Annotated in this window: 13 protein-coding genes; 2 read left to right on the top strand and 11 right to left on the bottom strand. The window is 73.1% G+C overall.

All coding sequences use genetic code 11. From position 1 onward, the window contains the following. Positions 1-80 precede the first annotated feature (80 nt). The 3 genes from FHU37_RS24790 to trpS all read right to left on the bottom strand — a co-directional run bounded on the left by FHU37_RS24790 (position 81) and on the right by trpS (position 3,204). Positions 81-836, bottom strand: coding sequence for a M23 family metallopeptidase (locus tag FHU37_RS24790; RefSeq protein WP_179816887.1), 756 nt, complete (start codon positions 834-836; stop codon positions 81-83). 545 nt (positions 837-1,381) lie between these two features. Then, positions 1,382-2,005 carry a 2'-5' RNA ligase family protein gene (locus FHU37_RS24795; protein ID WP_179816888.1) on the bottom strand — a complete coding sequence of 208 codons (624 nt, stop codon included), beginning with the start codon at positions 2,003-2,005 and terminating at the stop codon, positions 1,382-1,384. Between the two features lie 164 nt (positions 2,006-2,169). Then, complete coding sequence (gene trpS / locus FHU37_RS24800) at positions 2,170-3,204, bottom strand: tryptophan--tRNA ligase (RefSeq protein ID WP_179816889.1); 1,035 nt, start codon at positions 3,202-3,204, stop codon at positions 2,170-2,172. A 277-nt stretch (positions 3,205-3,481) separates the two neighbouring features. On the opposite strand from trpS, the gene rocD reads away from it, so the two are divergent. Then, positions 3,482-4,756 (top strand): ornithine--oxo-acid transaminase, encoded by a 1,275-nt coding sequence (gene rocD / locus FHU37_RS24805; protein ID WP_179816890.1) that lies wholly within the window; start codon positions 3,482-3,484, stop codon positions 4,754-4,756. A gap of 62 nt (positions 4,757-4,818) precedes the next feature. Next, positions 4,819-5,286, top strand: a complete 468-nt coding sequence (locus FHU37_RS24810; RefSeq protein WP_179816891.1) for a PPOX class F420-dependent oxidoreductase — start codon at positions 4,819-4,821, stop codon at positions 5,284-5,286. 52 nt (positions 5,287-5,338) lie between these two features. Here FHU37_RS24810 and FHU37_RS24815 read toward each other — a convergent pair whose 3' ends face one another. The 8 genes from FHU37_RS24815 to sdhA form a co-directional block, all read right to left on the bottom strand. Then, positions 5,339-5,662: a helix-turn-helix domain-containing protein gene (locus FHU37_RS24815; protein ID WP_179816892.1), complete on the bottom strand. Its 324-nt coding sequence runs from the start codon at positions 5,660-5,662 to the stop codon at positions 5,339-5,341. A gap of 155 nt (positions 5,663-5,817) precedes the next feature. Continuing rightward, on the bottom strand, positions 5,818-6,807 hold the full coding sequence (locus FHU37_RS24820) for a malate dehydrogenase (protein ID WP_179816893.1): 990 nt from the start codon (positions 6,805-6,807) through the stop codon (positions 5,818-5,820). A 289-nt stretch (positions 6,808-7,096) separates the two neighbouring features. Then, positions 7,097-7,990, bottom strand: a complete 894-nt coding sequence (locus FHU37_RS24825) for an IS982 family transposase (protein WP_179816614.1) — start codon at positions 7,988-7,990, stop codon at positions 7,097-7,099. A 62-nt stretch (positions 7,991-8,052) separates the two neighbouring features. Then, positions 8,053-8,985, bottom strand: a complete 933-nt coding sequence (locus tag FHU37_RS24830; RefSeq protein ID WP_179816894.1) for a hypothetical protein — start codon at positions 8,983-8,985, stop codon at positions 8,053-8,055. 66 nt (positions 8,986-9,051) lie between these two features. Beyond that, complete coding sequence (locus FHU37_RS24835; RefSeq protein WP_179816490.1) at positions 9,052-9,522, bottom strand: hypothetical protein; 471 nt, start codon at positions 9,520-9,522, stop codon at positions 9,052-9,054. Between the two features lie 87 nt (positions 9,523-9,609). Further along, entirely contained in the window at positions 9,610-11,673 is a 2,064-nt protein-coding gene (locus FHU37_RS24840; protein WP_179816895.1) for an AbeC-like domain-containing protein, read from the bottom strand. A 261-nt stretch (positions 11,674-11,934) separates the two neighbouring features. After that, positions 11,935-12,711 carry a succinate dehydrogenase iron-sulfur subunit gene (locus FHU37_RS24845; RefSeq protein WP_179816896.1) on the bottom strand — a complete coding sequence of 259 codons (777 nt, stop codon included), beginning with the start codon at positions 12,709-12,711 and terminating at the stop codon, positions 11,935-11,937. Then, positions 12,711-14,453, bottom strand: a complete 1,743-nt coding sequence (sdhA, locus tag FHU37_RS24850) for a succinate dehydrogenase flavoprotein subunit (RefSeq protein WP_179816897.1) — start codon at positions 14,451-14,453, stop codon at positions 12,711-12,713. The genes FHU37_RS24845 and sdhA overlap by 1 nt, the downstream gene beginning before the upstream one ends. Positions 14,454-14,470 lie beyond the last annotated feature (17 nt).

Consider the following 14,470-nt stretch of genomic DNA (forward strand, 5'->3'; position numbering starts at 1 on the left):
TCCCTGGTGGGACGACGGGCCGCCGTGTGGCCGTGGGCCGCCGTGGTGCCGGCGGTCCCCGCAGTGGTGCCGGCCGTCGGTCAGACGGTGACGCCGTGCGAGGCCAGGTAGGCCACCGGGTCGACGGCGGAGCCGTAGGTGGGGGTGGTGCGGACCTCGAAGTGCAGGTGGGGTCCGGTGGAGTTGCCGGTGGAACCGGACAGGCCGATCACGTCGCCCGCGGAGACCTGCTGGCCGACCGAGGCGCCGAGCGAGTTCAGGTGGCCGTACAGGATGTACTTGCCGTCCTCGCCCTGGATGATCACGTTGTTGCCGTAGGAGTCGTCCCAGCCGGCGAAGACGACCTCACCGCTGGTGACGGTGTGGATCGGGGTGCCGGTGGGGACGGCGAAGTCCTGGCCGCTGTGGGTGTTGGCCCAGTTGCTGCCGGCCTGCGCGAAGCTGGCGGTCAGCGTGTAGGAGCCCTCGATGGGCAGGACGTAGTCGCTGCCGGCCGCCGTGGTGGCGGCGGTCGCGGTGGCGGCCGTCGTGGTGGTGGGCGCGGTGTTGCCCACGCCGGCGGCGGCCACGTCCTGGTTGGCGATGTGGTTCAGGTGGGCGACGTGGCGCAGGTGCTCCACGTGCCGCACGTGCTCGGTGTGGCGCACGTGCTCCAGGTGGGCGACGTGACGCTCGTGACGGCTGGGCGCGTCGGCGTTCGTGTGGGCCAGCGCGGTGCCGGCCAGACCCGCCGTCGCGGCGGCCACCATGGTCACGGCGGCCAGGCCACGGGCGGAGTTCCGCTTCAGGCTACCGAGGGACAGGCGGCCGGCGGTGGTGGTGCGGGTGTTCGACACGGAATGCAAAACCTCTGTTCGACGACTCCGGCGGTGTGACACACCACGTGCTCGACACACCACGTGTGGGGAGCCTCCGCGAGGGGGGCGCCCGTCCGCCGGGGGACGGTGTCGGTCCGCCCGGTGGCGAACCACCGCGGACTGACGAGATCCAGTCGTAACAGGGAACGAAATGACGGCAAAGAGCCCCATTTACTACCCCATGTCGTACATCGCCCCCGGTGGTCGGGGGGTGTGGGGGCGCCTCGGAGCGGGCGCCGAGGGGGGTGGCGCGAGCCCCGCCGGATCCCGGTTCCGGCCGTGCGCACCGCTCTGACCTGGGGTTCTGTCATCCGGTCAGGGTGGTGGGGCGCCTGGTCGCGGGCAGGGCGCGAAGAAGATTGAGATTTGTCCGTTTTGTGGGTTTAAACGGCTACTACGGTAGATAGTCCAGCTCTGATGGGTTGTGAGCGGCATCACCGGCGAAGTCGTGCTTCCCGGGAGGTTTACCGGGGTTCCGGACCGGAAAAACTGCCGCAGCCCACCGCCGAGGGCGCCGCCCCGGCTCACGCGAAGGCGTAGTGGCGCACCGGGCGCCAGACCCCGTCCTCGCCGTGCCGGTACAGGCTGAACGCCTCCACCAGGAAGGCCCCGCGGTAGTCGGCCAGCTCCTCGAAGGCGCGGTCCATCGCCGCCTCGGCGATGTCGTGGGCCACGGTGACGTGCGGGTGGTACGGGAAGTGCAGTTCCCGCCGGAGCGGGCCGGACCGCACGGCCTCCTGCAGCCGGGAGCAGCCCTCGGCGCCCTCGGCGACCCGCACGAACACCACCGGGGAGACCGGCCGGAAGGTGCCGGTGCCCTCCAGGCGCAGGTCGAAGGGCTTGCCCTCCTCGGCCACCCGGCGCAGGTGCGCGTCGATGGCGGGCAGCGCGTCACCGGCCACCTCGGTGGGCGGCAGCAGGGTGATGTGGGTCGGGATGCAGCGGGCGAGGGGGTCGCCGAAGCCGGCGCGGGAGTCCTGCAGCAGACTGCCGTGCGGCTCCGGCACGGGGATCGAGACGCCGATCGTCACGGTGTCGGCGGCGCAGCCGGCGCGGTCCGCCGCCCGCTCGGGTTCGGCGGTCGGCCGATCCCCGTGGCGGTGCGTCCGAGGAGTGTGGGGAGAACCCGTCGACCCGCCGATCCGCATGCGTCTCGTTCCTCCCGCCTGCCGCGCGTGTACTGATTGTCGCCGAACCGGCGCCGGTCGCCGGCGACGTCCAGCCAGACCCTACTGCCGCCCCGCCACCGCCGAGGCTCCGTGCGCCGGGCTCGCCGAAGCATCCCGGCGCACGGAACGGAATTGACGGCGCATCAGACGCGCGGAGGAAGGAAGCCGATCCGCTCGTACGCCGCCCGGAGCGTCTCGGCCGCGACCTCGCGCGCCTTCAGTGCGCCCTTGGCGAGGATGGCGTCCAGCTCCGCCGGGTCGTCCAGGTAGGCGTTGGTGCGCTCCTGGAACGGGGTGACGAACTCGACCAGCGCCTCGGCGACGTCCTTCTTGAAGTCGCCGTAGCCGCGGCCGGCGTACGCCTCCTCCAACTCGGCGACGGCGCGGCCGGTCAGCGCCGAGGCGATGCGCAGCAGGTTGGCGATGCCGGGCTTGTTCTCCTCGTCGAAGACCACCTCGCGGCCGGTGTCGGTGACCGCGCTGCGGATCTTCTTGGCGGAGGCCTTCGGCTCGTCGAGGAGGTTGATGATGCCGCTCGGCGACGAGGCCGACTTGCTCATCTTGATCGTCGGGTCCTGCAGGTCGACGATCTTGGCGGTGTCCTTGACGATGAACGGCTCGGGCACCGTGAAGGTCCGGCCGAAGCGGGCGTTGAAGCGGGCCGCGAGGTCCCGGGTCAGCTCCAGGTGCTGGCGCTGGTCCTCGCCGACCGGCACGGCGTCCGCCTGGTAGAGGAGGATGTCGGCGACCTGGAGCACCGGGTAGGTGAACAGGCCCACCGTGGTGCGGTCGGCGCCCTGCTTGGCCGACTTGTCCTTGAACTGCGTCATCCGGCCGGCCTCGCCGAAGCCGGTCAGGCAGCTCATCACCCACTGCAGCTGGGTGTGCTCCGGTATGTGGCTCTGCACGAAGAGCGTGCAGCGGTCCGGGTCCAGGCCCGCCGCCAGCAGCTGGGAGGCGCTGCGGCGGGTGCGCTCGCGCAGCACCTTCGGGTCCTGCTCCACGGTGATCGCGTGCTGGTCGGCGATCATGTAGAAGGCGTCGTGGTTCTCCTGGAGCGTCACCCACTGCCGGATCGCGCCGAGGTAGTTGCCGAGGTGGAAGGAGTCGGCGGTCGGCTGGATACCGGAGAGCACACGTCGGGTGCCGGGGGTGTCGGAGGGGCGATCAGCGGCCATGGGGCCATTGTCTCAGCCGCCGGGCGGTGCCTCCCGCCACCCCTGGCGTGGCGCGGACCGGTCGGCGTGGCGGAGCGGGCGGCGGCGGGCCGCCGCGGGGGTGCGGCGGCACTGTGACGGGCCCTCCGCCGGGGTCCCGCGCGGGCGGTTCCGGGCCGTTCCCGGGGCGTCGGAGGCGGTCTAGCCTGGCAGGGACGGTACGTTTGAGCTGCTCACTGTCCGTTTTGTCGGTTTCGGGCGCCGAGGGTGTCCGCCGCCACACGAGGAGGAGCCCGCCATGGAGCCCGACGACGCGCCCGTGGACGCATCCCTGGACGTGCCCGTGGACGTGCCGCCGGTGTCCCGGAAACTGATCCGGGCCGCCGACGCGCACAGCGCCCACAACTACTCCCCGCTCCCCGTCGTCGTGGCCGGCGCCGAAGGGGCCTGGGTCACCGACGTCGAGGGCCGCCGCTACCTCGACCTGCTGGCCGGCTACTCGGCGCTCAACTTCGGCCACCGCAACCCCCGGCTGATCGCCGCCGCCACCGAGCAGCTCGGCCGGGTCACCCTCACCAGCCGCGCCTTCCACCACGACCGCTTCGCCGCCTTCTGCGAACAGCTCGCCGACCTGTGCGGCAAGGACGCCGTGCTGCCGATGAACACCGGCGCCGAGGCGGTGGAGACGGCGATCAAGACCGCCCGCAAGTGGGGGTACGAGGTCCGGGGCGTCCCGGACGGCCGGGCCAGGATCGTCGTCGCCGCCGGCAACTTCCACGGCCGCACCACCACCATCGTCGGCTTCTCCACGGACCCGGAGGCCCGGGAGCACTACGGGCCCTTCGCCCCCGGCTTCGACATCGTCCCCTTCGGCGACGCCGCCGCCCTGGCCGCGGCGGTCACCGGGGACACCGTCGCCGTGCTCCTGGAACCCATCCAGGGCGAGGCCGGCGTGCTGGTCCCGCCGGACGGCTACCTGCGCGAGGCCCGCCGGATCACCGCCGAGCGGGGCGTGCTGCTGGTGCTCGACGAGATCCAGTCCGGGCTCGGCCGCACCGGACGCACCTTCGCCTGCGAGCACGAGTCGGTCGTCCCCGACGTCTACGTGCTCGGCAAGGCGCTGGGCGGCGGCGTGGTGCCGGTCTCGGCGGTGGTCGCCGACCGCGACGTGCTGGGCGTGTACTCCCCGGGCACCCACGGCTCCACCTTCGGCGGCAACCCGCTCGCCTGCGCGGTCGCCCTGGAGGTGATCGCCATGCTGCGCACCGGCGAGTACCAGCGGCAGGCCGCGCTGCTCGGCGAGCGGCTGCACGCCGGCCTGGCCGCGCTGGCCGCCGCCCCCGGTTCCGCCGTGCGCGCGGTGCGCGGGCGCGGACTGTGGGCCGGCATCGACGTCGACCCGCGGCTGGGCGGCGGGCGGCGGGTGGCCGAGCGGCTGATGGGGGAGGGGGTGCTGGTGAAGGAGACCCACGGCTCCACGATCCGCGTCGCCCCGCCGCTGACCATCTCCGCCGAGGACCTCGACCTCGCGCTGGAGGCCCTGGCCCGGGTGCTGGTGCCACCGGCCGGCTGAGCCCGACGGCGTGGCCACCTCCGGTCATGGCCCCGACGACCGGCCGCCCCTAGGCTGCCCCCATGGCACCGAGAATCGCGACGAACGAGCGGGTCGAGTCCGAGCGCCTGCGGGACTTCCTGCGGGACCGGCACCGCGCCATCCTGCTGACCACCCGCTCCGACGGCCGCCCGCAGGGCTCACCGGTGACCTGCGGCCTGGACGACGCCGGGCGCATCGTGGTCTCCACCTACCCCGAGCGCGCCAAGGCCCGCAACGCCCGCCGGGACCCCCGGGCGTCCGTCATCGTGCTCTCCGACGACTTCGACGGCCCCTGGGTGCAGGTGGACGGCACGGCAGAGGTGCTCGACCTGCCCGAGGCCCTGGAACCGCTGGTCGACTACTACCGCTGCATCGCCGGGGAGCACCCGGACTGGGACGAGTACCGCGAGGCCATGCGCCGCCAGGGCAAGTCGCTGATCCGGATCACCCCCGAACGCTGGGGCCCCATCGCCACCGGAGGCTTCCCCGCCCGCCTCGCCACCGACTGACCCACCCGCGCCCCGCGGCGGCCCGGCTGCCGCGGGGCGCGGACGCCGTGCTTCAGCCCACCTCGCGCAGTTCACCGTCGCTGAAGACGGCCATCATCATCAGGTTGCCGCCAAGCGCTTCGACGTATCGCGCGATGACCTCGTGGCCGGACACCTGGCCCGCCTCGATCTGCGAGACGCGTCCCTTGGTCACCCCCATGCGGTCGGCCACCTCCTGCTGGGTGAGGCCGCGATCCTTGCGCATCTCCGCGAGCCGCCAGGCGCGTGCCTCGTCGGCGAGCCGCTGGACGCCCTGCTGGAAGGCCTCAGGACCGCCGGCCCGCTCGATGGCGCGCTGCCGGTGCTCGGAGTCCCGCCAACGGGCCAAGCCCTTCATTCACCCAGCTCCTCTCGGCGTTCCTCTGGACGAGGTGGAGACGGGGAAGTCGCGGGGAAGATCCGGGTTTCGTCCGAACGGGTGACATCACGCCGCCGGCCCGGCGCCCCCGTGAAGGGGGCGCCGGGCCGGCGGCGTCAGGCGGTGGCGCGGGGTCAGATCAGGCCGAGCTTCTGGACGGCGTCGCGCTCCTCGATCAGCTCGGCGACCGAGGCGTCGATGCGGGTCCGGGAGAACTCGTTGATCTCCAGGCCCTGGACGATCTCCCAGCGGCCGTTCCGGGAGACCACCGGGAAGGAGGAGATCAGGCCCTCCGGCACGCCGTAGGAGCCGTCGGAGACGATGCCGGCGGAGGTCCAGTCGCCCTCGGGGGTGCCGTTGACCCAGTCGTGGACGTGGTCGATGGCGGCGTTGGCGGCGGAGGCGGCCGAGGAGGCGCCGCGGGCCTCGATGATGGCGGCGCCGCGCTTGGCCACGGTCGGGATGAAGGTGTCGTTCAGCCATGCCTCGTCGTTCACGGCGGCGGCGGCGTTCTCGCCCCGGACCTCGGCGTGGAAGACGTCCGGGTACTGGGTCGCCGAGTGGTTGCCCCAGATCGTCAGCTTCTTCACCTCGGACACCGGCGCGTCCAGCTTCTTCGCCAGCTGGGTGATGGCCCGGTTGTGGTCCAGGCGGGTCATCGCGGTGAAGCGGTCGGCCGGGACGTCCGGGGCGGCGGCGCGGGCGATCAGGGCGTTGGTGTTGGCCGGGTTGCCCACCACCAGCACGCGGATGTCGTCCGCGGCCACCTCGTTGATCGCCTGGCCCTGCGGCTTGAAGATGCCGCCGTTGGCCTCCAGCAGGTCACCGCGCTCCATGCCCTTGGTGCGCGGGCGGGCGCCGACCAGCAGGGCGACGTTGGCGCCGTCGAAGCCGTGGCGCGGGTCGTCGTGGATGTCGATGGACCGCAGCAGCGGGAACGCGCAGTCGTCCAGCTCCATCGCGGTGCCCTCGGCCGCCTTGACACCCTGCGGGATCTCCAGCAGGCGCAGCTTCACGGGGGTGTCGGCGCCGAGCAGCTGGCCCGAGGCGATGCGGAACAGCAGGGCGTAGCCGATCTGACCGGCGGCGCCGGTGACGGTGACGGTGACGGGAGTGCGCGCCATGGGGTCGGGATCTCCTCGTGTGACGTTGCGGAACCGAGCAGGGAGCGGCCCCGGACGCCGCTGCCGCGGCCCCGGGATAACTCGGCGTCGAGATACTTTGCGAGCGTCAGGCTACCCCTGCCCCCGGCGCGCCGGGCACGGGGCACGGCGGGGAGATTGGTCACTCCGCAGGACATTGACGGGTCCGGGCGGATCGCCGGGCGGAACGGGGCCGGATCCGGACCGGGTTCGATCCGGATCCGGCCGTCCGCGCGGCACGCCGCCGGCTAGATGATTGAGTCCGATGTTCTCAGTGGTCGTAGGCGATCAGTGAGCGTTTGACTGGGGCGTTGGTGTTCCAGTTGTGCCAGATCGCGGCGGCGAGGGCGAGGAGTCGTTGGGCGGTGCGGGCGAACACCCCTTGGGGTGTTCGCCCGCCGTGTTGCTCGAGGCTGAGCTGGCCTTTGAGGGTGTCGAAGACGGCCTCGATCCACTGGCGGGAGCGGGCGAGCCTGCCGTGGCGGGCTGGTTCGTCCTTGCGGTCCGGGCGAACGAGGTGGATGCCGAGCCGGTCGGTGAGGAACGCCTCGAACTCCCGCCCGGCGAAGCCCTTGTCCGCGAGGATGACCTGGCCGGCTCGCACGAGGTGGTGGTCGCGTTCGAGCAGTGCGGTCATCACTTCCCGCTCACCGATCCCGGGGGTGGCCAGGCACCAGGTGACGGGCATGCCTTCGGCGGTGGTGACGAGGTAGAGGCGTAGGCCCCAGAAGTAGCGGGAGTGGGAGCGGCAGTAGCCGTAGCCGGCCCATCCGGCCAGTTGGGAGCGTCTGACGGTCTCGCGTGAGGCGGCGCATGGGAGGGGTGTGGAGTCGATCAGCCGTAGGTTGTCCTCCCATGTGGGCACGGTGCGGGCCAGTGCCTCGATCACCTGGGAGATCAAAGGTCCGGCCGTGTTGAGGCGCTTGGTGTAGCCGGACTGCTGGGGCAGGTAGCGGAACAGGTGCCGCAGGCGGGCGTGGGCGAAGCGGAGCCAGTGGCGGGTCGAGGGGAAGCCGAGCAGGGCCTGTGCGACGGCCAGGCACAGCAGTTCCGCGTCCGAGAGTTTCGGGGGTCGCCCGATCCGGCGACGCGGGGCTGTTGGGGCCACGTGGTCGTCGATGAACACGTACAGTGCTGCCAGAAGGGCGTCTAGGTTTGTCGTCACACACGAACCAACGGACGCCCTTCGTCATGGTCGCGGCCAGCCCAAACATCGGACTCAATCATCTAGATCTCCTCGGGGCCGAGGGTGGTCAGCCCGTACTCCTCGGCGATCGGGTTCCACAGCGCCAGCGCCTCGTCCTTGGCGGCCGCGGCCTCCTCGCTGTCGGCGGCGGCCGCCGCGGCGTCACCGCTCTCCTCCGCCGAGGTGGACGGCGCGCAGTCGGAGGAGGCCCGGGAGTCGGCCCACAGGGCGTAGGAGTAGTCGGCGTCGCCGGAGCTGCTCCAGGCCCGGTACAGCGCGTCGGTCAGCTCCTGGTGGTCGGGCAGGGCGCTGAGGTCGAGGACGAGCAGCTCGTCGCGCAGCCGGTAGCGCTCCATCGCCGCGTCGTAGAGTTCGGCGGCGGCGGTCTCCACCTCGCCGACCGAGGGGCAGGAGCCCACCACGGCGACGGCGTCGATGACCGTCTGCCGGCTCTGGCCGCTGGCCAGCAGCAGTTCCTCCAGCGCGGCGGCCTGGGCGGCGGCGTCCACGGCGGGGTCGGTGGGGGTGTCCGTGGCCCAGCCCGAGCCGCCGTCGGCGCCCGTGTCCGCGCCCGCGTCGGTGCCGCCGTCCGCGCCGTCCCCGTCGACACCGCCGTCGTAGCCGTCGTAGCCGTCCGGGGGGCCGGCGCTGGGCGACGGCGCCGGCTCCGGTTCCGGCAGGTCGTGGCCGGTGGCCCACCAGGCGGTGAAGCCCGTGGTGGCCAGCAGCGCCGCGGCGGCGAGGGTGCCCCCGGCGGCGTTCCAGCGCCGCCGCGGCCAGGTCTCGAACCAGCGCGGCTGGCGGCGCGGCGGCAGGGCGCCGCCGGCGTGTTCCCAGCGGGCCCGCTCGGGGTTCCAGCGGACCCGGATCGGGCCGGCGTCCCCGGTGTCCCCGGCCCGCGGCTCGCCGGGGCCGCCGGTGTGCTCCTGGATCCGCCAGTCGTCGCTGCCGGACGTGTTGCCTGCGGTGCTCATGATCCCCTTCCCCCGGTCGGTTGCCGCCGGCCGCGGGCCCGTGCGGCCGCGCGGCGGCCCGCGGGCCTACAGCCCGGCCAGCTCCCGTGCGGCGGTGACCAGCGTGGCCAGCGCCGCGACCTCGTGCAGTCGGCCGGTCGCCCGGTCCACCAGGGCGCGCAGCCGGCCGCGCTCCGTGGTGGGCCCGTCGGGCTCCTCGGCGCCCGGCGTCCCGCCGCCGGGCTCCCAGGCCGCTCCGCCGCCGGCGGCCCCGGGCGCGGCCCGGCCCGCCGTCCCGGCGGCGAGCTCGACCGCCTGGTCGAGCTCCAGCGCGGCGGCCAGCGCGCCCGGGGGCAGCTCCTCGGAGCCCTCCAGGGCCATCCGGCGCAACTCGTCACGGAGCCGCTCCAGCGCCTGGAGCAGCGTCGGGCCGCCGGAGGGCGCGGCGGGCACGCCCACGTTCTGGGTGATCACGGCGTCGGAGCCGGTCGAGACGATCCCGCTGTTGTCCCCGCCGATGTGGATGCCGCCCGCCGCCATGTCGCTCTCCTCCGTCACGTCCGTGTCCTCACCGGTGTCGTTCGCCCGGTCGACCGCTCAGCGGTCCGTTCAGTCGTCCGCCCGGTCGTCCGCCCGGTCGACCGGTCAGTCATCGTCGTCCCCGCGCTCCCCGGGGGGCGGGGCGGTCAGGTGCTGCTCGACGCGCGCACCACCGCCCGTGGAGATCACGCCCCTGTTGGAGCCGCCGAGGTACACGCCGCTGTTGTTGATCACCGTCTGGTGCATCTCCAGCTCGTCCGTGCGGTAGCCGGCCTCCCGCAGCGAGACCCGGACCCCGTGGGTGATCCGGTCCTGCACCGTCTTGACGAAGCGTGTCACGTCGAGCTCCTGGAAGAGCGTCATCTCGCCCTCGGCCCCCAGCTCGCGGACCGAGACCACCGGGCCGACGTCCAGCGAGCCGATCCGGGCCTGCTCCGCGTTGCTCCGGGCCCGCAGGTTCGAGGCGAGGTGGCGGCCGAGCACGGCCAGGGAGCGCAGGGCCGCCGACGGCGCGTCGAGGACCACGGCCGCGGCCTCCCGCCAGGCGCCGCCCAGCGGCAGGTGCTCGGCGGCGTCCACCAGCCGGAAGCGCCGCCGGACGGGCGGCAGCACGTGCGGCAGCACCTCCAGGACGAGCATCTCGCCCTGGGTGTGGGCGCGCACGAAGACGGTGGTGACGACCTCCTCCTCCCAGGCGCCCATCGTGACGCACAGGAAGTGGCGGGCGTACTCGTCGGAGACGCTGCGGGCGGCGGTCAGGGTGCGCGCGTAGAGCTCGTCGGTCCACTCCATGCGCCGGCCCACCAGCGGCGAGTCCGGGCGCTGCCAGGCCGGCAGGAACACGCAGTCGCTGACGGACAGCGCGCGCAGCCGGTCACCGTGGCCCACCACGGCCGCCTGTGGGCCGCCGGCGGCCAGGCGCTGGACGTGCCGGCGGATGTTCTCCACCAGCACCTCGTTGGTCATCGGCTTCGGCTCCGCCGCCGGCCGGTCCGCGGGCCCCTTCGCCTCCTTCGCGGCCCCGGGCCGGCGCACCAGCTCCTGCACGAACGACCAGGGCCGCCACTGCTCGCCGGCGCCGGCGAAGGGCTGCCGCTCGTGGTAGAGGATGGTCGCCGCGTGCTGCTCACGGGCGATCAGCCGCAGCAGCTCGTCGTGGCGCAGCAGGACCTCCCGGCCGCTGGTCGGCCAGCGCACGGCGCCGGGCATCTGCCGCCGCCGGAACGGCTCCTCCGCCAGCTCCTCGCGCAGCACCCGGCGCGTGCCGCGGCGGTGCAGGGCCAGCACCAGCCCCAGCGGCACCAGGGTGGCCAGCGACAGCCCGTGGGCCGCGGCGGGCAGCAGCGGCGAGCCGGACAGGTCGTCCTCGGCGTAGTAGGAGTGTTCGCCGTCCTCCCGGTAGGACGGGCCGGCGAACAGCTCGCCGGTCTCCTCGTTGTAGTACAGCCCCTCCACGACGACCTGCCGGCCGCTCTCGTCCACGTCGGTCACCCGCACCGCGTCCCGGTAGGCGCGCAGCCGCTCGACCTGGTCGCCGGTGACCGACACCGCGAGGAAGGCCCAGGCCAGCAGCGCGACCGCGGCGAGCAGGCGCAGCGCCGGGACGGCCCGGGCGGCGCGCACCCCGAGGGCCGCGCCCCCGAGGGCCGTACCGCCGAGGCCCGTGCCCCCGAGGCCCGTGCCCCCGAGGAAGGCGCGTTCCCGGCCGGGCTCCGGCACCGGGGCGTAGAGCGTCGAGGACCATCCGGACGCCCACTGGGCGAGCCAGCCCAGCAGCCCGGCCAGCAGCAGCGCGCCGGCGGCCGGCGCGGCCCCGGCGTACACCGCCAGCGCCAGGTGCAGCGCCAGCAGGGCGAGCAGCACCAGCGCCGTCCGGGTCTCGGCGGAACGCGCCCGCAGGGCGTGGGCGAGCACGGGCACCAGGTCCACCCCGAAGGACGGGGCGACCGCGCGCTCGGAGTGCTCCACCAGTTCCGCGATCACCGCGTCCCGGTAGCGGACGTCCAGGTAGGCGCCGGCGGCCAGGTAACGGGTGGCGCGGCTGCGGGAGGCCCGCCCACCGGCGGGGGCGACGGGCTCCGGGCGGGCGCCGTCCGGGGCGGGCGCCTGCTTGGGCACCGCCGGCGCCCCCGGGGCGGGCGCGGTCGGGCCGTGGTCGCCGTCGTGCACGGTGGTCCTCCCCCGAGGAAACGCGGGCGGGGCCGGCTCCCGCGCCGTGTCCGGCCGGCCGCCCCCGTGATGAGCGTCACAGGTTAGCAGTGGTACGACCCGTTTCGTCCACTTGGTGCGGTGGTGCCCGGCGCATACCGGCGCACACCGGGGCGCGGCGGAGCGTCCACGGCACGAGGCCGCCCCCGGGACGGATCCCGGGGGCGGCCCTCGTGGACGCCGCGGACGCGTGGCGCCCGGCGGTCGCGGGTGTACGCGGGGTCAGAAGCGCCGGGTGATCAGCGCCCGCTTGACCTCCTGGATGGCCTTGGTGACCTCGATGCCGCGCGGGCACGCCTCCGAGCAGTTGAAGGTCGTGCGGCAGCGCCACACGCCCTCCTTCTCGTTGAGGATCTCCAGGCGCTGCTCGCCGCCCTCGTCACGCGAGTCGAAGATGAAGCGGTGCGCGTTGACGATCGCCGCCGGGCCGAAGTACTGGCCGTCGGTCCAGAACACCGGGCAGGAGGAGGTGCAGGCGGCGCACAGGATGCACTTGGTGGTGTCGTCGAAGCGCTCCCGGTCCTCCGAGGACTGCAGCCGCTCCCGGGTGGGCTCGTTCCCGGTGGTGATCAGGAACGGCATCACGTCGCGGTAGGACTGGAAGAACGGCTCCATGTCCACGACCAGGTCCTTCAGCAGCGGCAGGCCCTTTATCGCCTCCACCGTGATCGGCTTGGCCGGGTTGACGTCCTTGATCAGCGTCTTGCAGGCCAGCCGGTTGCGCCCGTTGATCCGCATCGCGTCGGAGCCGCAGATGCCGTGCGCGCAGGAGCGGCGGAAGGTCAGGGTGCCGTCCTGCTCCCACTTGACCCGGTGCAGCACGTCCAGGACGCGCTCCTTCGGGTCGGTCTCCACCTGGTAGTCCACCCACTCCGGCTCCGGGTTGACCTCCGGGTTGTACCGGCGGATGCGCAGGGTGACGGTGATCTTCTCGATCGCCGTCGCCCCGCCGTCCTGCGGAGCGCCGGCGGGGTCCTTCTCAAGGGTCGGGGTGCTCATCAGTACTTGCGCTCCATCGGCTGGTAGCGGGTCTGGACGACCGGCTTGTAGTCCAGGCGGATCGAGACCTCACCGTCGTCGCCGACCTCGCGGTACGCCATGGTGTGCCGCATGAAGTTGACGTCGTCGCGGGTGGGGTAGTCCTCGCGGTAGTGGCCGCCGCGGGACTCCTTGCGGGCCAGCGCGGAGACCGCCAGCACCTCCGCCAGGTCGAGCAGGTTGCCCAGCTCCACGGCCTCCAGCAGGTCGGTGTTGAACCGCTTGCCCTTGTCGGACACCGAGATGTTGGCGTAGCGCTGCTTGAGGTCGGCGATGTCCGCCACCGCCTGCTTCAGCGTGGCCTCGGTGCGGTAGACCATGGCGTTGGTGTCCATGGTCTCCTGGAGCGCGGTGCGGATGTCGGTCACCCGCTCGGTGCCCTCGGCGCTCAGCAGCTGCTCCAGCTGGGCGGCGACGTCACCGGCCGGGTTCTCCGGCAGCTCCACGAAGTCGTGGGCGGCCGCGTACTCGGCGGCGGCGATGCCGGCCCGACGCCCGAAGACGTTGATGTCCAGCAGCGAGTTGGTGCCCAGGCGGTTGGCGCCGTGCACCGAGACGCAGGCGACCTCGCCGGCCGCGTACAGGCCGGGCACCACGTCGGTGTTGTTGGCCAGCACCTCGCCCTCGACGTTGGTCGGGATGCCGCCCATGGTGTAGTGCGCGGTGGGCTGGATCGGGATCGGGTCGGTGTACGGCTCGATGCCCAGGTAGGTGCGGGCGAACTCGGTGATGTCCGGCAGCTTGGCGTCGAGCTGCTCCGGCGGCAGGTGGGTCAGGTCCAGCAGCACGTGGTCGCCGTCCGGGCCGCAGCCGCGGCCCTCGCGGATCTCGGTGTAGATCGCGCGGGAGACCATGTCGCGCGGGGCGAGGTCCTTGATGGTCGGCGCGTAGCGCTCCATGAAGCGCTCGCCGTCCTTGTTGCGCAGGATGCCGCCCTCACCGCGGGCGCCCTCGGTGAGCAGGATGCCCATCCGCCAGATGCCGGTCGGGTGGAACTGGAAGAACTCCATGTCCTCCAGCGGGATGCCGCGCCGGTAGGCCACGGCCTGGCCGTCACCGGTCAGGGTGTGCGCGTTGGAGGTGACCTTGAAGAACTTGCCGCAGCCGCCGGAGGCGAAGACGACCGCCTTCGCCTGGAAGACGTGGATCTCGCCGCTGGCCAGCTCGTAGGCGACCACGCCGGCCGTGCGGCCCTCGTTGAGCAGCAGGTCCAGGACGTAGAACTCGTTGAAGAACTCCACGCCCTCCTTGACGCAGTTCTGGTACAGCGTCTGGAGGATCATGTGGCCGGTGCGGTCCGCGGCGTAGCAGGAGCGGCGCACCGCGGCCTCGCCGTGGTTGCGGGTGTGGCCGCCGAAACGGCGCTGGTCGATGCGGCCCTCGGGGGTCCGGGAGAAGGGCAGGCCCATCTTCTCCAGGTCCAAGACGGCGTCGATGGCCTCCTTGCACATCACCTCGGCGGCGTCCTGGTCGACCAGGTAGTCACCGCCCTTGACGGTGTCGAAGGTGTGCCACTCCCAGTTGTCCTCCTCGACGTTGGCCAGGGCGGCGCACATGCCGCCCTGGGCCGCGCCGGTGTGGGACCGGGTCGGGTAGAGCTTGGTGAGCACCGCGGTGCGGCTGCGCTTGGTGGACTCGATGGCGGCACGCATGCCGGCGCCGCCGGCGCCGACGATCACGGTGTCGTACTTGTGGATCTGCATCGTCGATGTGTCCTCGA

This window comes from Allostreptomyces psammosilenae (assembly GCF_013407765.1).
Lineage (GTDB): Bacteria > Actinomycetota > Actinomycetes > Streptomycetales > Streptomycetaceae > Allostreptomyces > Allostreptomyces psammosilenae.